14 protein-coding genes are annotated in these 18,161 nt (G+C 37.6%); 9 read left to right on the forward strand and 5 right to left on the reverse strand.

Features of this window, described 5'->3' with window-relative positions:
• Nucleotides 1–157: 157 nt before the first annotated feature.
• The 6 genes from ACFIKH_RS06465 to ACFIKH_RS06490 all read left to right on the forward strand — a co-directional run bounded on the left by ACFIKH_RS06465 (nucleotide 158) and on the right by ACFIKH_RS06490 (nucleotide 7,876).
• The gene (locus ACFIKH_RS06465; protein ID WP_273791311.1) at nucleotides 158–445 is read left to right on the forward strand and encodes a hypothetical protein; all 288 of its coding nucleotides are present in this window, start codon (nucleotides 158–160) and stop codon (nucleotides 443–445) included.
• Nucleotides 446–583: 138 nt separating this feature from the next.
• Nucleotides 584–949 (forward strand): hypothetical protein, encoded by a 366-nt coding sequence (locus tag ACFIKH_RS06470; protein ID WP_375617995.1) that lies wholly within the window; start codon nucleotides 584–586, stop codon nucleotides 947–949.
• 699 nt (nucleotides 950–1,648) lie between these two features.
• Nucleotides 1,649–1,975: a hypothetical protein gene (locus ACFIKH_RS06475; RefSeq protein WP_375617996.1), complete on the forward strand. Its 327-nt coding sequence runs from the start codon at nucleotides 1,649–1,651 to the stop codon at nucleotides 1,973–1,975.
• A 90-nt stretch (nucleotides 1,976–2,065) separates the two neighbouring features.
• Nucleotides 2,066–2,863: a hypothetical protein gene (locus ACFIKH_RS06480; protein ID WP_375617997.1), complete on the forward strand. Its 798-nt coding sequence runs from the start codon at nucleotides 2,066–2,068 to the stop codon at nucleotides 2,861–2,863.
• 2,129 nt (nucleotides 2,864–4,992) lie between these two features.
• Entirely contained in the window at nucleotides 4,993–5,436 is a 444-nt protein-coding gene (locus ACFIKH_RS06485) for a hypothetical protein (protein ID WP_375671242.1), read from the forward strand.
• A 1,684-nt stretch (nucleotides 5,437–7,120) separates the two neighbouring features.
• Nucleotides 7,121–7,876: a DUF4167 domain-containing protein gene (locus ACFIKH_RS06490; RefSeq protein WP_375625397.1), complete on the forward strand. Its 756-nt coding sequence runs from the start codon at nucleotides 7,121–7,123 to the stop codon at nucleotides 7,874–7,876.
• Nucleotides 7,877–8,692: 816 nt separating this feature from the next.
• On the opposite strand, the gene ACFIKH_RS06495 is transcribed toward ACFIKH_RS06490, so the two are convergent.
• The 4 genes from ACFIKH_RS06495 to ACFIKH_RS06510 all read right to left on the reverse strand — a co-directional run bounded on the left by ACFIKH_RS06495 (nucleotide 8,693) and on the right by ACFIKH_RS06510 (nucleotide 12,367).
• Complete coding sequence (locus ACFIKH_RS06495; RefSeq protein ID WP_375651938.1) at nucleotides 8,693–9,142, reverse strand: hypothetical protein; 450 nt, start codon at nucleotides 9,140–9,142, stop codon at nucleotides 8,693–8,695.
• A 44-nt stretch (nucleotides 9,143–9,186) separates the two neighbouring features.
• Complete coding sequence (locus tag ACFIKH_RS06500; RefSeq protein WP_375648306.1) at nucleotides 9,187–9,552, reverse strand: hypothetical protein; 366 nt, start codon at nucleotides 9,550–9,552, stop codon at nucleotides 9,187–9,189.
• Nucleotides 9,553–10,536: 984 nt separating this feature from the next.
• Nucleotides 10,537–11,550 carry a sensor histidine kinase gene (locus tag ACFIKH_RS06505; protein ID WP_375625400.1) on the reverse strand — a complete coding sequence of 338 codons (1,014 nt, stop codon included), beginning with the start codon at nucleotides 11,548–11,550 and terminating at the stop codon, nucleotides 10,537–10,539.
• Nucleotides 11,551–11,572: 22 nt separating this feature from the next.
• Nucleotides 11,573–12,367, reverse strand: coding sequence for a response regulator (locus ACFIKH_RS06510; protein WP_375626310.1), 795 nt, complete (start codon nucleotides 12,365–12,367; stop codon nucleotides 11,573–11,575).
• Nucleotides 12,368–12,536: 169 nt separating this feature from the next.
• Between ACFIKH_RS06510 and ACFIKH_RS06515 the strand changes: the two genes are divergently transcribed.
• From ACFIKH_RS06515 to ACFIKH_RS06525, 3 genes are all read left to right on the forward strand, one after another.
• The gene (locus ACFIKH_RS06515) at nucleotides 12,537–12,740 is read left to right on the forward strand and encodes a NepR family anti-sigma factor (protein WP_015856821.1); all 204 of its coding nucleotides are present in this window, start codon (nucleotides 12,537–12,539) and stop codon (nucleotides 12,738–12,740) included.
• Between the two features lie 7 nt (nucleotides 12,741–12,747).
• Entirely contained in the window at nucleotides 12,748–13,302 is a 555-nt protein-coding gene (locus tag ACFIKH_RS06520) for an RNA polymerase sigma factor (RefSeq protein WP_015856820.1), read from the forward strand.
• A 224-nt stretch (nucleotides 13,303–13,526) separates the two neighbouring features.
• A complete protein-coding gene (locus ACFIKH_RS06525) occupies nucleotides 13,527–14,942 on the forward strand; it encodes a sensor histidine kinase (RefSeq protein WP_375670363.1) in 1,416 nt (471 codons plus the stop codon).
• Between the two features lie 860 nt (nucleotides 14,943–15,802).
• Here the strand turns inward: ACFIKH_RS06525 and ACFIKH_RS06530 are convergent.
• Nucleotides 15,803–17,788 (reverse strand): M23 family metallopeptidase, encoded by a 1,986-nt coding sequence (locus ACFIKH_RS06530; RefSeq protein WP_375625403.1) that lies wholly within the window; start codon nucleotides 17,786–17,788, stop codon nucleotides 15,803–15,805.
• Nucleotides 17,789–18,161: the final 373 nt, after the last annotated feature.

The raw sequence follows: 18,161 nt of genomic DNA on the forward strand, positions 1-18,161 counted from the left end.
ATTGTCTGAGATTGTCTGAGATTGTCTGAGATTGTCTGAGATTGTCTGAGATTGTCTGAGATTGTCTGAGATTGTCTTGAAGAATGCAAGAGCCGTACAACGGAAAAAGATATTCAAATGCTTAATACGCGTTTAGCTTATCAAAAAGGGGGATATAATGGCACTTTTTCCATTTTCTATTGCTGATATTGATGATCCTGAATGTATTCGTGTGGTTCTTTATGCTAGCGGAAGAATGGGACATGCTCCTTTGAATGCTCTGTTGAAGCAAACACGTCAAGATCTCCAATGTTTTGATAAAATACAGACTCAAAATATTCTCCAACTTACACAGCGTTTGGATATTTTAGAACAACAATTGAAAACGATTATCAAAGATCTTGAAGATGTGAAACACAAACAAGACGCTGAAGAAGCGGATAAAAGTAAAACGATGGGTGATTAACCATCTCGATTTGTGTCTCTATGGGATTTAGCTCCTTTAAAGCAGTGAGATAGATAGTTGTGAACAGGATAGTTATTTGCCTGTCCATAGAGCATTTATTTTTTTGATCAACCAAAAATGAAAAAGAGGTATTCTATAATGAAAAAATTGATTTTAATATTTTTAGCTTTGTGTCTTACTGGACCAGCTTCTGCACGTTTGTGGACTATTTCAGATGATTGTTCAGATATCGGCGGAACAATGGTTCGCTCACAAATCATCAATAATATTTCTGTCATTCCATATAAAAATTTGCAAGGGGTAAATATTCTCTCTGTTTTAGAAACGAGGCCTACAGAAGAGCCAGAAATGTCAAAAATTGTAGGAAGAACATTTCATATTCAAAGTCCTGAGATTGTTGAGCTGGCCTATAGAGCTTACAGTACATCGCAATTCGTTGATATTTGTTACAGAAGTAACTATTCAATCAATGTTATTCGAGGGCTGAGAGTGCGTGATAATTAAGCGTATTATCTGTATTCGTTGTGACTTAAATAGGCGATGCTTGGAAAATGGTCAATCTTCTACACTAAGGCTATTTTAACCCTAGCAGTTTTCTGATTTACAGTTTTTACTCAGAGTATAATCGTTCATGTTTTACAGAATTCATGAGTTATCGGTATTGAGGATCTATCTTAAGATATTCAACTACAGTTGATTCTATTTTAAACTGAGTGATTTTGCATCAATCGTCGTTTGAGCTTAGATGGCAATTTCATTTTAGCGTTTGGTGTTAGACAGATTTAAGCTTAGTGAGGCTGTAAATACGTGTCTTAATTGTCTTTGTTGACAGTATGCCGCTTGCGATAGGCAATAAATCATAGACACATTTTGAATCCGTAGAATGCACGTACATTAACAATGGCAGACATTGTCAGTGGTAGATATCGCCAATGGTAGAGCTTGTGCATGCGGTGTTTTGTTGTGTGCATGAGTCATCATTCACGCGGCATCAATAAGGGAAGGCTTTGCTGTAGAGCCTGTAAAATAAATCGTGCAACAGCGGGGATAGAGGTAAGAATAGACTGAGATGAGGCAGTCTTATCACGGGCTAAAGCTGGTTAAAATTCTCGTCTTTAAGGAGGCGAGGAGGTTAAAAATATCCATTAGATTGCATGGGGATGCATTTCATGTCCGTTGCAATAAATTTAAAAGAGGTAAATTATGAAAAGCTTTTTGAAAAAAATATCCATCGTTTTGGTGATAATAGCATTAACAACAGGTGTTTCTCATGCTGGAGTTTATGAACAAAACGGTTATCTTAATTCGGTTCAAGTCGTTAGCGCAGGAGCACAATGTCTCCTAGAGCTCAGATACGGTATCAGTCCTACTTCAGACATTCAAAAAGGTGTTTGGGGCTGTGATAACATTGTTGGAAAAAGTATTTTGGATTTGGCAAAAACCGCAGTCATTTTGAACAGAAAAGTAATGGTTATTTTTGAAGCGGGTCATGTGCCAGCAAAAAGGGTTTTAGCCATCACTTTAAAATAAGATCAATAGGGGTTTTTCTCCCTTTTTATATCTGTAACGCTTCAAGAGGTTACAGGTATAAAATATGGAGTGTATATCAAAGGTATAAAAATGTTTCAAAGAGCATTCTCAGTATTTTTAGTGACAGTTTTATTTTTTTTCTTTTCAGATGTAAATCTGTCATATGCTATTGATCCTCCCCATATGGTTTTCCGTATAGATGATCGCTCTCCATCTGTTATATTCTTTGGAGGAGGTTTTGCCCCTTGGGGGGATGATCAGGATATCATACATCATGTAACTGGGCACTCTCTTGCTCAACAGACTTCAGCATTTGTGTCTACAACTGCAAATATGGATGCAGTTTACAGAATGGCGCGGCAACAGATTGCTAATAATCCTGATGAAACGTACTGGCTATATGAAATTATTCCAGATATAAATTTTTATTATGTTCCTAACTCACTCTTTGATACAGCTATGTCTGCTGACAACGTTGTTCAACATGAACAAGTTATGGATCTTTATTATGCATATTTATGGCAGGATGAATGGGCTTCGCTGGGGGCAATCAATACAAATCATATATACTCTGCAAGAAGTATTATGCGGCAAGCGAATGGTGATATTGTCATTGGTCCTAGAACCTTTAATTCTCTTTTTGTTGCCGCTCCATCACAAGTAAATTCGGGGACACTTCCTTCACAAGATTACACTTTTTTATCAGCTTATTATTCTGATAGCGAGGATGCGTTATCTCCAATGTCACTGGCATTTCTTGTAGAATCCTGTAACAGCTCTTCATCCAGTGGTCATATGGAGCGTTCTGGGGATTCTTCCTGCAGCACATACAAACATTCTGTTGATGATATTATGTATAAAATGAATCTATGGTATGAAGCTCTTTAAAGAATTACAGCTATATCTTGCTATTTAATCAAAAACAAAAAAGTAGGAAGATAGCGCATTTCTGTTTTATTTGATTGGTTCTGATGCGCATAGTGCGTAGGGCAGAGAAAATTTTTCGGTATTATGAAGTGTGATAGGGGTGCTATAAAGCATAGGTGTGACATCATCAAAAATGGAAGCGTTGATTTAACAGTATTTGTTTACCTCGATTAGAAAATCCGTTCTTTTCTTTGTTTGGAGTTTTACATCAATAATTTCTTATCTTGTTGTCTTGCTGCTTTTTGAGAGTGCGGTGATAGAAGGCATGTAAGTTTTATATATTGAAGTGTTTGTGTGTGGTGAATATGAGGGGTGTTTTTTCGTCATGTGATGAACTCTTCGGGCGGTGGGGATTTTGTCCATAAAGCGTCATAAAATATCGCTTTTTGTTTTATGGTGATAGAGATCCCATGAGGGGAAAAGACAAAGGGGAAAGTCAAGTGGATTTTGCGAGCCAATCATGTAAACTGGAACGAATTCCATGCGGATATAAATCAGGTTCTGTTTGTTTCATATAGCGCTATTTGTTGCATAACTTGTGATAGCCAATTCTCTAAATAAGGGGATTTGACCGGTAGAAGAAAAAAGGAATCATTACGAGACAGTAAGTGTGCTTGTTTCAGAATGTCTAATGCTTTTGCATGACATAAGGAACGCGAAACTCTGTCACGCCTTCCTTTCATATTTTCGAGTTCAGGGGTGTCCATATATTTCCTTCAACTTGATCTTTAAGCATGGGACACAAGGGAGTTGAAGGCTAGGGAGTTGAAGGCTAGGGAGTTGAAGGCTAGGGAGTTGAAGGCTAGGGAATTGAAGGCTAGGGAATTGGATGCAAGAGATTGAGATATAAGAGATTTGGATACAAGAGATTGGGATGAACATTTTTGGGATAAGCAAAGCTAATATGTTACGCTCGTTGTTTTACAGCGCGTTTGATAAAAAGCTAGGACATCTTTCCAATCCATTATGTATGTAACCTTAAGGCGTTGTTTTCTTAAGAGAGTACAGAGCTTTTTTGTTGCTTGTCAATCAACATCAAATTTCAAAGCTGTAGCATGTTTGAGAGAAAGAAGAATGAGAGCCTTACGGATTCAGAAGGGCAAAACTCTCTGGGCAACTCCAGCTTTTGTAAGCTAGATTTTATGTATGTCAGATGGGGGCTGTATTTGAGTGATTTCTGAAATAGGAAGACAGCCTTATTGAGAAAAATATAAAGGCATATTAATCACTCTTCGGACTATCATCTTTTTCCTTTATAATTTTCAAAACTATCTATAGCAATATTATTTAAATAATGAAGATAATGCCTTATGCTTTTATGTATCGTGTGTCTTCTTGGGATCATGCCTCTCACATAAAAACAGAATGCCTCAAATATTAAAATATTATTTGTCTCCGAATATACATTTATTGCATATTCATGGACTTGTTTTTAAAGAGATATCCCACTCCCAAGTCCCTTTTACAAGAACACTCGTCAATGGTATAGGGGTAAAGCCCCTATGAAATGTATAAAACTTATAAGGTATCTCCCTCATCTTTATGCTTCATAAAAGTGCAGGTTGGTACTCTCATATATTTTTCCAGTTTCCAATGTTACGAAAGCCTTGGTTCGTGAGACGATTCATAAGAGGCATATGCCTTTTTTGTACAGTTTTTAATCCACATGCCAGCTCCGCTTGTAACTTGCAAGCGACATGGTTTTGATTGTTTCAACAGAAAACAAATTTAGGATGAGAGAATCCTGTGGTATTCGGGTCTCTCATTCAATATGAAAAAACAATAAATACTCTTTATAAATCAATGTGATGTATCTTAAAGAAGACGAATTGTTTATAAAGCCGCATGGATGAAGAATCTTCGTCTTTTAAGGTGGTGAAAGAAAATCATAATCCCTATTTTTTCATAAAGGGCGTGAGAAAAGTCTTTCACAAAAATTTTATACGATAAAAATTATACAATAAAAAAAGAGAGTCTTTTAACATAAGAGTCTTGATCGTTTGCTGCTATAACCTGTATTGTGTACACAGATACTGCTATCATTTTTTACTGTAAAAGCTTCTCTTGGGATATTAAAGGGTACAATCTTTATGGAAAGAAGAATCCGCGCAAGGCAAAAGGCTTATTTAAAAAGATTATATCGCAAGATTGCTTTTGTTTGCATAATACTTTTTTGTATAGTGATTTTGTGTTTTGTTGTTGCAAAGGTGGTCAGTTATTTTTCTTCTCATAAAAAAATAACACAACAAGCACCCGTTGAATTGGTTATTCCTGTTTTTGATCTGCGCGTATATTGCAAGGAAATTTCTGCTTCCGTTATGCCCGATATGAAAAGAGAAGTTTATCAGCATTGTCTTAATTTGGAAAGTGAGGCCTATTTTGCTATTCGTGAAATGTGGGATAAGCTTTCTGATACTGCAAAAAAACAATGTTTGACGATGGTACGACCTGGGGATGGAAATTATTTTCTCTTACGCGATTGTTTTCTCAATGAAAAAGAAAATAAAAAAGGCAAAAGACGCAATTACTTTTAAGTTTTTATACGGAAAGTTAAAAGGATGCGAATTTTGATGAAAAGATAAAAACCCCTTAAATTACGATCTGCCTCGAGACCAATAGAAATTTTATTTATTTATCTTGTTATATTGCACTTCTTATTTAAGGTGTTGCGACATAAGGCATGGATGCCTCCTTGAAATGTTTAAAGGGGCGTGGTGGAGTTTTAGGAGGATTTGTTGAGCTTTTTTAAGGGAAATAACAGGCGTGGGAAATCCATTTCGTAATGGTTCTGGTGAAGGGTATAATGGTAAAGCCTCTCATGAAGTGTATAAAATTTATAGAGCATGTTCATCTTTACGTTTCAAAAAAGAGTAAGCTCCAAGTACTATCTTACACTGTGCTCGTTCCCAATGGTGCCTCTCGACAGCCCGTAAGCCTTAGAGATGGTTCATAAGAGGCACTTTTAGCCTTTCTTTATCGTTTTTACTCTACGCAGGCTTTTCCGAGTGTAACATGCAAGAAAAAGAGATTGATTCAATAGTAAACAGATTGAGGATGAAAAATCCTACGGTATTAAGTTTTCTTACTTAATACAAAAATATGAATTATCATTATAAATCAATTCAGTGTACGAATTTTACAAGAATTTTAATTGTTGACAGAACAGTGTGACTTGAGAACCTTCGTTCTTTGAGGGCGTAAGTCAATAGACATGACAAAAATGAGTAAAAAAGAAACATTCCTTTTATAAACATTCAAGGCTGCTTCATGCGTAAAGTGCTGTGCTGGGTTTACAAATGTGCTTGTTTTATAATTCCAGTTTTCTTTATCAGAAAAGATAAGAGAGGAAATGCGTTATGCCATTCTTATTGATAGTTTTTGAGGAGAGTATCTTTTTGAGAAGAAGCTGATTTTTAGGAAAGTGTGACATATTGGTCATTTTTTTCATAATTTGATATTTTTTTGTATTTAAATATTTTGTTTTTAGGCTCAATTTGTTATAAATAAAGGCTGTGATTAACTTAAAAAATGCATGGGTAAAAATAGAAATTGATAGTATCGGGCTTATTTAGGAAAGAAGATTAATCTCTTGGTGATTATAGGGCTTGAATAATACTTCGTATTAATCTATCTATAAAGATCAAGAGGTTTTGTGAAGCGATCGTGGATTATCGCTCGCAAAGGGGTTGCTTTAGCGATGAAGAGAGGCTATATTCATAAAATAAAGAGGTTCGCGCGGTGACTCGCTGGGATGGAAGTGCTTGTGAGTTAAATGCACGAGGGGGTAGAGGATATCGGCGTTTTTAGGAGCGGTGGTTTTAGAGCAAAAAAGGAAGCTTCTAATATTCTCTGGCAGGAATTTTTCTTTGTCAGGTGTGTTGTGTGTGTGTGTTTCCCTTTTTGTTTTCCACAAGATAATTATTTTTTTAGTGAAATATGGTTTATTTTAAAAAAAACACTTGGCATTTTACGTGAACATCATTAGGTTTCTGCTGTTTAACAGAGAAAGAGGGAATTTTTAATTTACGATTTCCCTGCTGTTTTATGATTTTCAAGAAAATATTTTTATCAATATCAGTAGGGTTCGTTTGAGTAAAATAAACGCGGATAGCTTGATAACCGTATGTTAAAAATGATTAGCATTATCAAAAGGTAATGCAATGAGGAAGAGTCAATTAAGACATACATATAAGACAAACACTCCAAAAAGGGATAAAGATGAGGCCACAACAAAATAGACGGGTACGCGGTCGCAACAATAACAATAATGGTAATAGCAATAATAATCGTCGCGGTCCTAATCCGTTGTCTCGCAATTATGAAAGTAGCGGTCCGGATGTTAAAATTCGCGGGAATGCTCAGCAAATTGCCGATAAATACATAAGCCTTGCGCGTGATGCACAAGGTGCGGGTGATCGTGTTATGTCGGAGAATTATTTACAACATGCCGAGCACTATTTGCGTATTATTTTAGCAGCAGCTGGACAAATGTCTCAATCGGTTCGACGTGATGAAAATCGTGGTGATGAAAATCGTGATGAAAACAACGAGCAAGAATGCGGTGAAATAAATCTTGACGGTGAAAAAAAGGATACTGTCGAGGATGATACAGATGTATTACAGATGCCGTCGCAAAAAAATGGTAATGGCCAATATGCTAAAACGCAAAATGGGGATGCGCGTGAAAATGCTTTAGAGGCTCTATCGGATGAAAAAACCGATCAAGAGCACTGTCGCTCTGAGAAAAATGTTGAACCCGTCAAAAAAACACGTCGTTCTCCCCGTCGACGTACTGTACGGACCCAAGATGAATCATCTCTTGAGCTTTCACTTGCAACAGCAGAAAGCACGAGCAATGGAGATGCATCAACAGCAACAAAAGAGGTTTCTTCGTTGCCTGGATTAAGTGAGGGGATACAGAGAAAACCGCGCCGTCGCCGAGTGGTCAATCTTGAAGCAGAGGAAAATGTTTAAATCTTCAGGGATTCTGTGTAAGCGCTTGTGGTGATGTTATTGGTATCATGATAGTAAATATATATGCTTAAGAAGCTTCTTGCGCTTTGTTTGAATTTTCACGGGCAGTATTAGGAACTTAACGAAGGGGGTTGACCGAAAAGATTGCCTCTTTACTGGGATTTAAGTGAGGGAATACAGAGAAAAGCACATCCGTGTATTTTAAGAGGCAGTTCTTGTATGAAGAACGCAATGTCGTTGTTTTATTTATTCATACTTATATTTAATATTGTTCAATGTATTTATGCCCATTTTGCGATGGTGCTCATAAATTCTATCATGTGAAATACATCGGTTATCTTTGCTTAATAAAAGATGTAAGCTGGGCGTTATTGCGTTAATTTTCAATGTTGAAACAGTTCTTCTTTTGATATCGGATCATTCATAAGAGGTATTTTTATTCATCCATTTCCTTGCTGGGATATGTGAGCAAATGATTTTGATTCAGTTCCTTATGAACAGATTTGAAAGGGGAGAATCTTACAGTATTTGAGGTTCTCGTTTGACATGCAAAATAAATCATCACTATAAATTAATTATGTTGAATTTTTGCACTCAAGAAGATGCCTTTCTTGCATGTTCATTAGATTTTCCCAAGCGATGTCAGTTTTCTTAAAAATGGGAATGCGTTGACAGAAAGGTTTCTTCTTTTCCGAGATTAGGTCAGGAGATACAGTGAAAAATCTACCGTTTCCTAAGTGGTCGTATCTTGAAGCAGAGGAAAATTTTTAAATCTTCAGGGATGCTATGTAAGCGCTTGTGGTGATGTTCGTTTGCTTAATGAGGCATTATCTTCGAACTTTCTTTTGTTGTTTCAACAGAAAGAACGGCGATTAGTGCACCGGTGTGATAATTGTAAATCATAAATTTTATCTGTCCATCAGGGGTTAAAACTTTCAGTACAATATTGTGTTCTGAGAGGCTTTGCGACAAAATCTGTGTTTTTTCCGGTAGAGAGAGCGTATGATGGATAACGTGTGGGGTTTTGCTGGGAGAGGAAGATAGCTCTGTTTGTTTTGGCGCTGATCCGGTTGTTATCACTTTATAAACAATTAAAAACAGTACAGTTAGAATAAGGAAAAGCGTTATTAAAACGGAAATAATCATTAAACCCATAAGTTTTTTTCTCACTCGTTCTACAGCAGGATCTAAAGGGAGATCTTGAGGCAGAGAATTTTGCTCTGTGTGATGGTCTTTTGAAGGTTGCATGCGCTTATTATCAATCATGTCTTTCATTGAGTATTTTTTTGAGATCTGATGGGTTTATGCTTTTAAAGTTTTTTCTGCAAGAGGTTTGTGGAAGAAGAATGCAAAAGAGGAAGCGATGTTGGTAAAATACCTTCTTTCTGGACTGTAGATATCTTGTTATTTACGTTTTGGCTTTTAAGCAGGAAATTTCCACGGTTTGTTACAGACCAGATCAATTTTACTTCTTGTTGATGTAAATCTGCATGGACGTTTATACATTGAGCAAAAATTTGTTGTCCAGAAAATGAAAACTTTTTTGTGGACGGTATCATGGATTGTTCACATGCTTGAGCCGTGGGATAGATTTTAACCATTGTATTGTTCGAATAGCAACTATTAAAATCATCTGTACATGAAACTAATAAGAGGATAAAAACAAGGGGGGTCATCAATTATTTTCCAAATGAGAGGTTGACAGAGCGGACTCCAATTTGTCAGCTTAGGGGACTCTTCACTGTTAAACGGTTTCAAAGTTTTTTAGTTCCGCGTTTGAGATGCCATTCTATATTGAATTATTCAAAGTCATTGGCTTGCACGTCATAAAAGGGTGGGTATGGGCTTTGTGTTGGTGAGAAATATTTGAAAAAAGACTAAAATGCCTCTTATGAACGCTCTCAAAGGTCAAGGGCTGTTGTAACATGAGGGACAAATGGTATGATGATGCTCGCTACTACTTTTATGAAGTGAAAAGAGGCATGAAGGTACAGAAGGATGTGGAGTAAAAAGGGGCGTGTTTGAGGGTTCACTTTACGGGGGCTATTAATTATGTTTTATTTACAGACACTGTTTTGATTTGAAATGAGCGTGGATACGCTGGCAAATATTAAAAAAGTGCGTGAATCAAAGACACAAGCGTATTCTGTTATAGGGTGTCCTATTGTACATGAAGAGAATATCTTCATTAAAGAATGCGATAAATACAAGCATAAAATGTGTAATTTTCATCAATTGATTGTCGTTGTTGTGGTTGCTTTAAGCCCGTAAAGCTGAAGAGTGATGATGGATGTTAGCTTTACTCCTTGAAATTTCATATTCTGCCAAAATGAAATTGTATGCGCATTGCGGAAATTACAAAAAGAGATGGGTAATAGGTTTGCTTTTATTGGGCATATAAAAGCTGAAATGGTTTCCTCTTCATCGTTTTGGTTTCTGTCTTAAAATATGCCGGTTATATGAGAGATGGAAGTTGGTTGGTAGCGGGAATGAATTTTATGTGGCTTTCAGTTCTCATCTTTAAGGTTTTTGGGAACTATTGGGGGACAATAGAGGTTGGTTTAAAGGGATTTGAAAATATCTTTGTGCTTAATAAAATAGAGGAGAAATTTTGCTAAAAAAGGAAAAACTTCTCCTGATTTATTGTTTAAAATGCTCTTTTAAGAAAAAATATCAAAATAAGTATCAGGAACAGAGAGGCAATAGACAATTCCTTCTTGTGTCAATTTGAGGGAAGCTGAACCATTCACGGAAATGGGAACGATTTTTTCGAGAACGGCACTACCAAAACAGGCTTTTTTATTGTTTGTGGGAGGGATGCCGGATTCAAAACTTTCATGCCAAGTGATGATAAGTTGCGTTTTGCCATTCGGTTTTGTTTCGATTTCACAACGTACACAGATGCTCCCCTTTTCTTGGGAAAGGGCTCCAAAAGAAAGAGAATTGACAATCAGTTCATGAAAAGCCAAACCAATATGCAAAGCGGCATTGGGAAAAAGATAAGGATCTACGCCTTCAAGTGAAAAACGTTTTGTTTCTTTCATAAAATAGCCTAAAGCCTGCGTTTGGACCAATTCGCGAAATTGAGCACCACGCCAATCGGAATCAGTGATCAGATCTTGAGAATGAGAAAGAGAATGAAGACGACCTTGAAATTTGCGTAAGAAAACCTGAAGAGATTCAGTATAGCGCGCGGTTTGGCTAGCAATACTTTGAATGATCGCTAAAAGGTTTTTAGAACGGTGACTGACTTCGCGAAGAAGGATTTTAAGCACTTGTTCACGGCGGCGTAAGCCGGAAATATTAACACCGGTGGTGATAATACCGATAATGTCTTCGTTATCATTGCGGTGGCAATCAATAGAAAATTTGTACCAAATCTCTTGTTTGTTTGTATCTTCAAAACGTGCTTCAACAGTTTGCATTTTGCCACTCGCTAAAACTTGCAGTTTGATGGTTTCCATATTGTCTGCAAGGTCAAGCGAAAAAAAGTCGCTGTCACGACACCCAACCCGCCATTTATTGTGCAAATGGTGCGGCAAGTTTTCAGCCCATAAATAAACCAGATTTGTTGCCTGATAGAGAACACAAATATCAGCACCACGAATCGCTTGCATGAGCGCACTCATATGAGATCTATCCATGGGAGGCTTTGAAAGAGGCGTAACGATCATAATTTTAAGATGTTACTCTGTTCTAAGCCGCTTTAGAAGCATTCTCTTGAAAAAATAAAGCTTGAGAAATAAGCGCTTTCACCATATCCGGGTTGAAAGGTTTGGTCACTAAAAAAGTTGGTTCTGGACGCTCGCCGGTCAGCAGCCTTTCAGGAAAAGCCGTGATGAAAATCACTGGTATACGGTCATTTTTCAAAATCTCGTTGACCGCGTCAATACCTGAACTGTTATCGGCTAATTGAATATCAGCCAAAATCAACCGTGGTTTTTTCTTATGATACATGATGACAGCTTCATCACGCGTGCGCGCTATTCCTACAACATGATGACCTAGGCTTTCTACCATTTGCTCAATATCAAGCGCAATAAGAGGTTCATCTTCAATAATCATTACTTCAGTGGCAATTTGTTGAGAAATATCAATGGATGCTTGGTTGAGAAGCTTGCGGAATTCTTTTGTATCCAGATTCATGATTTCGCTGGCTTCTCGTTCATGAAATCCTTCAACGGCAATGAGCAAAAATGCTTGGCGTGCACGGGGCGTGAGATAGGATAATTTGGCACTTGTTTTTTGTTCAAGACCAAATTGGGGCAGGGGTTCAGGGATGTTCGGTGTGGTTTGGTCAAAAAGATGGCAAAAAAGCCAATAGGTACCAATTCGGTCACTGGATGCTTTGGGAAAAATGGAGATATCGGCGATGAGTGCTTCCAACATCGCGGATACATAAGCATCGCCAGAGGATTGGCTACCGGTGACAGAGCGGGCAAAACGCCGAAGATAGGGAAGATGCGGGGCAATGCGCGTTGATAATGACATAATTTATAACTCCTTTGACCTTTCAAGCATTTTGTTGATTGAAATTCTCAGCCGGTAAAAAAGTTCCTTGATTTGTATGGAACTTTTTACCGACAGCTATATTTACAACCATAAGGCGAAAAAATTCTTCGCGGTGCTACTGATATTATATGGATTAGGGGGATGAAAAATGAACGACCGTGATGAAAAAAATCTCACCACACAATTTACAGTTGGAGATGATCTTCTCGGGGTCAATAGCGAAATAGCACGGAAGTTACGTCAATTTTACATGGAAATTCAAGAAGAAGCACTGCCACGGTGTTTGCTTGAGCTTTTAGAGAAGTTGGAGCGCGCAGAGCAATTTGGCTTAAACAATGTGGAAAAGGTTTGAATCCTTTATGTCAAAGTGCGCGAAAAACTTTAAACAAGAACTTCTTTTGGTGTTGCCGGCTTTACGAGCTTTTGCTGTTTCTTTAAGTGGTAAGCAGGATAAAGCCGAAGATTTGGTCCAAGATACTGTTATGAAGGCATGGGCCAAGCAAGATAGTTTTGAGATGGGAACCAATCTTAAGGCTTGGCTTTTTACCATTTTGCGCAATGAATTTTACAGTCAAATGCGTAAAAAGGGAAGAGAAGTTCAAGATACCGATGGCGTGTTTACTCAAAATGTCGCTGTTCATCCGGCTCAATATGGATCGCTTGATTTGCAAGATTTCAAAAAAGCCTTAAATTTGCTTTCTGCCGATCAAAGAGAAGCCATTATTCTCATTGGCGCATCGGGGTTTTCTTATGAAGATGCTGCGGCTATTTGTGGTTGTGCTGTTGGAACCATTAAAAGCCGTGTGAGCAGGGCGCGTAATCGATTACAAGAACTTCTCAAGGTGGATGGTGAGTCTGATTATGGTCCTGATTCTTATTCAGCTGGAAGTACATTGTGTTCATTTAACGGCTAAAAAAGCATAATAATTATGATCGATAGCCTTGTTTTTTTTATTCCCGTTATAGCTATTACAGTAAAGTCAGTATCTGAGGAAATTCAGAGTGTTTGGCGTGTATCCTTAGGAACACAAGAAAAGCCTGTATAAACTTTCCCACGGGCTTTAGGTTTTATTTTCCATAAGGTTGCCTTCCTTTGTGCTGAAAAATGACGACTTTCAAGTTCGCCAATGGACATTCTATGACAACAAAAACAAATTTGATGCCTCAAATGCCTTCTTCTGATGCAACGATATCACGCTGGCGGTGGTGTGCGATTGTTGTTTCTCTTGTTATGGCTCTTTTGGCATCGGTTTTTATTATGTTGCTTTCAAATGCCGTTGATCGAGAAGTCGCACAGTTGAATACAAGTTCAGAATTGCGTGAACAGGCTGATTTGGTCCTTATTAGCTTGATTGATATGGCTGTTGCTGATCGCAGCTATGCAAAAACGCGCAAGGCGGAAGATAAAATACGTTTTGAAAATGCAGAGCGGGAGTTGGGGGATATTCTCGATTATATTGCACTTATTGTTTATGCGCATCCACAATGGGATGAATGGTTTACGGCTTTTAAAAAAGAGGTTGAAGCACGAAAAGCATTTATGAATGCCCATATGCATGCTCTTGATACGATTCCTGAACAACCTTCTCAAGCTGCCTCTTTTGAAGGATCAAAGATTCCTGTGGCACGTTTAGCTCAATTGATGACAAGCTTTATTAATGGGGATGATGTGGTGCGACAAAAACAGCGTGAGGGTATCGCATTAATGCGGGCTGCTTTGACATTGGCGGCTATTGTTTCTGTTGTGAGTACTTTTATTTCTGCCTATTTTGTTATTAATCGTTTTCATCGTGATGTGCGCTCTTTAAAATTGTATCAATTGCTGCTTCATAGCGAAAATATCGCTCTGGAAGCCCGCGTGAAAGAACGGACACAAGAATTAGAAAGAGCACGCAATCACGCTGAAAAAGAACGCCAACGGGTTGAAATATTATTGCAGGATGCAAGCCATCGCATTGGCAATTCTCTTGGGACGGTGTCTTCTTTGCTGGGGCTCCAGTTAAACCGGAGCAAAAATGAAGAGGTACGTTCTGTTCTAGGAGCTGCGCGTGATCGTATTCAGACAATTTCTACAGCACATCGTCGTTTGCGCTTAAGTGATGATATGGAAACGACTTTATTGGCAGAGTTTCTCAGTTCTGTTGTGCATGATGTCGAATTGGCAGTCCCTTTTGAATTGCGTGAAAACATCACCATTCACACCAATTTTAAAGATTGTCGCCTGTCTTCAAGAGATGCGACAACACTTGGAATTATTCTTGGTGAACTGCTGACAAATTCCTTAAAACATGCCTTTCCTGATCAACGTACGGGTCATATTTATATCTCCTTTGGTCCCCAGAAAGATGGACAATTGATGCTCATTGTAGAAGATGATGGCGTGGGAATGAAAAGCCAAACTTTAGAACAAAAAACAGGACTTGGTCGTGTGGTCGTGGAACAGCTCTGTATGCAATTTGGTGAGAAACCTCTGTTTGAAACTTCTGCTTTGAGGGGCACAAAGATTGTCATTCCTTTGCCAAAACTCAGTATGAATAGTTCAAAAAAACTCTGATTGATTTTTTTAAGAGATAAATTCTTTACTCTCTGCTTGTTCGCTTTAATAAAAATGAGAATAAAATATGACTTAGATAACACGAACACAGCACCATTCATTTTAGCTTGTCAATTGTTTTCAAGAGAAGAAACTTTTCTTCTTCATCTTTTGCTCTCTTTGTTTTTCGCTTTGTTTACTCCGATTATCGGCTTTTAAAATTCTCTTTTTTTGTATGTTTTATAGCTTTGAAGTGCTTAAGTTAAAATTTAAATTTATTTTGAATAAGAGCTCCTTTAAGCCAATAATAATACTTATATTAGTAAGCTCTATTTCTTTGCGAAGAGATTGTTTTTTCAAGTTTTGTTATTTTTTGTAAGGCATGTAAAACTTTAAATATGGGGTGTTTTTGTAAAAGTGTGTAACGAATATTCTTAAGGATAACTTGCTCATAAAGTTTATGAAACACCGTTTTTTAGGGCTATGAACAGCATAAGCATTCAACAAGTGAAATCTCTTCAACAAGAAGTCTGGTTGTTTATAGAATGATATGGGTTTTAGAATCTTCATCCTTGAGAAAAAACTTACCTTTGATTAAAATTTTATTGCATGGAAAACAAAGGGATTTTTATCGTTTTGATAAAACAAACAAGAAGAGTTAGCCTTTTTGGATTTCATATTTTGCACTTTTCTATCGTGCATAAACATGCAAAGGGGAGGGCGTTTTATTTTTAATCATTGTTATGGCAGCCTTGGGTGGTGGCATATTTCGGCGTATTCTTTACAGATATTTAAAGTGCGGAAATCTCTTTGAGAAAAATAAGCGCTAAAGCATATTTTTTAGATGTTTTGAGTCGTAAAAATGCAGATGCTTTTATGCTTTAAGTATCTTCAGAGGGGGGTATCGGGCTGTTGATCAAGGCATCAATATTGTTTTTTTCTTGGAGGAATGTTTGTAGGTCTTGATTGGTTAAGGCTTTGCTATCCGGTATACGGATGCGCATAGGATCAACTTTGATGCCATTGACAATGATTTCAAAATGACAATGGGGTCCGGTTGCCATGCCTGTTGATCCAACATAGCCAATAATTTGTCCTTGTCGTACTTTCACGCCTGGTTTGATGTCTGGTGCATAACGGCTTTGGTGTGAATAACTGCTGACATATCCATTGGCATGTTGAATTTCCGTGTGATTTCCATAGCCGCCTGTTACGCCTACTCTTGTGACAATACCATCTCCTACAGCAATAATGGGTGATCCTTTAGGAGCAACCCAGTCAACACCCGTATGCATGCGAATATAGCCTAAAATAGGATGTTTGCGTGGACCAAAGGGGGAGCCAAAAATCCCATTTGGTGTGGGTTTTCGCAGCAAGAAAGGCTTTGAACTCTTCCCTTCAGAATCATAATAATCAACGCTTCCATCTTTTAATTGATAACGGTAATATTTATAAGTTGTATTCCCAAAAGTTGCACTAATATAACGAATTTCTGGATCAGTGTTTTTGGATGCTTCCTTTGCTTTCAAGTTCTTTTTGCCGTTTTTGTTTTCTTTATCGCTTTGTGGTACGGCATAAAATATTTCGATTTGATCATTGGGGGTTATCGGACTTTTCATGTCAATATTGGTGGCCAGCAGACGAATGAGACGATGAGAGAGAGATTGTGATATATTATGGCTTAGCAAAGCACTATAGAGTGCATCATAAGCTGTTGGTAATTGCGCGCTATTGATATAAGAATGCGGAATACCATTTTGAAAAGCCGTTTTAAGAGCTTTAGACATTTTAGGCTCTGTGCTTTCAATGAATTGGCCTTTATCATTTAGCGCAATGGTGAGAACATGATACATCCCTTGATAGATACTTGCGCGTACGAGATGATCTTCTTCACCAGCTTGTGTCACGATGCCAATGCGTAAAAGACTTCCCTCTTTAAGGGTATCGGAAAGGCTCATTTTTTCTAGCGTTTTTACAACCTGTTCAATTTGCTTTTTTGTATAACTGGTTTTTTTGAAAGCATCGGCTATCGTTTGTTTTTTACGAATAGGAATAATATCTTCAACATAGTTTTTTGTCAGATCGATACGGTGACTTTGAGGAGAAACGGTTACATTTTCTTGCACAATGCGAACTTCAGGGGATTCTGTACCTTGGGAATCAGTAGATGCATCTTCTAACTTTAAAGGATCAATCAATGTGAGAACTGAAAGAAGTTCGGTACTTTTTTCTAACGTAAACCCAGCTTTTTGCACTTCTTGTTGTGCCTCTTCATCTGTCAGCGTATCGTTGTCATCAAAATCGAATTGATTTACCTTAAAATCATAGCTGCGTAAGGTGATTTTTGTTTCAACCTTTGCTCCATAAATCTGTCCAGAATCTTGTGGTTTGGCACTTTGATTTTTCGAATCACTGGCAAGAATGCTTAAAGAATCAAATTTTGGATAGCTATATTTTTGGGGGCGCTTTTCAGCTAAAGCCATACGAATCCATTCAAAATGTTGTGTTTGAATGACTTGTTCATCGCCTTTTTTTTGCAGAATCGATAGTTCAAATTGACGTTTGCTGTCAAAGCTTTGCCGTGCATGGGTGGGAGAAATACGATCCCCTTTATATCCATTGGCCTCAGGATCTTGTGTGTGTGAGAGATTTTCATTTGTAAACCATTGTGGAGGGGTTACCAATCGCTGTTGTTCATCAAGAGCCGTAAAAAGTGCAATACCCATAAGAATGCAGGAAGTGATTCCTGTTAGAACGGTTCCCGTAAGCCAACGGGCCGAAACTTGTCGGCGCGCAGGACGCAAGCGTTTGACGACAAGAGCAGGGTCCTGTCCGGGATCGTTTTTTTGTTGTTCGTTATCCCACATAGATTCTAAGAGTACTTTTTCAATATTAAATAAAGAAAGCTAGCATAGCTTAGCATGTTTCTACAAGAATTTGATTCTTTTTACAAATTACAGATCATACGAATTCTCTTTATACAGCAATGTCTTTATGAATCGTACCTGTGCAGAAAAATTTCCTTATTAAAGTAACATAAAACAAGCGTTATTGTGATTAATCCATTCCTAGGCGCTTCCTATTTTTATGCATTGCAATGGGGTGCTATATTTTACTTTAAAGGCGCTATGCTCCCTTTAACTCTTTCTGTTTTCATGTTTTATTTTTATTTTAGTGTAATGTATTGAAATACAACCAGATGTTTATGTTATTTTATTTTAAAAAAAGTAAAAAATGATA

Source organism: Bartonella sp. SD1336NMGDW (genome assembly GCF_042193565.1).
GTDB lineage: Bacteria > Pseudomonadota > Alphaproteobacteria > Rhizobiales > Rhizobiaceae > Bartonella > Bartonella grahamii.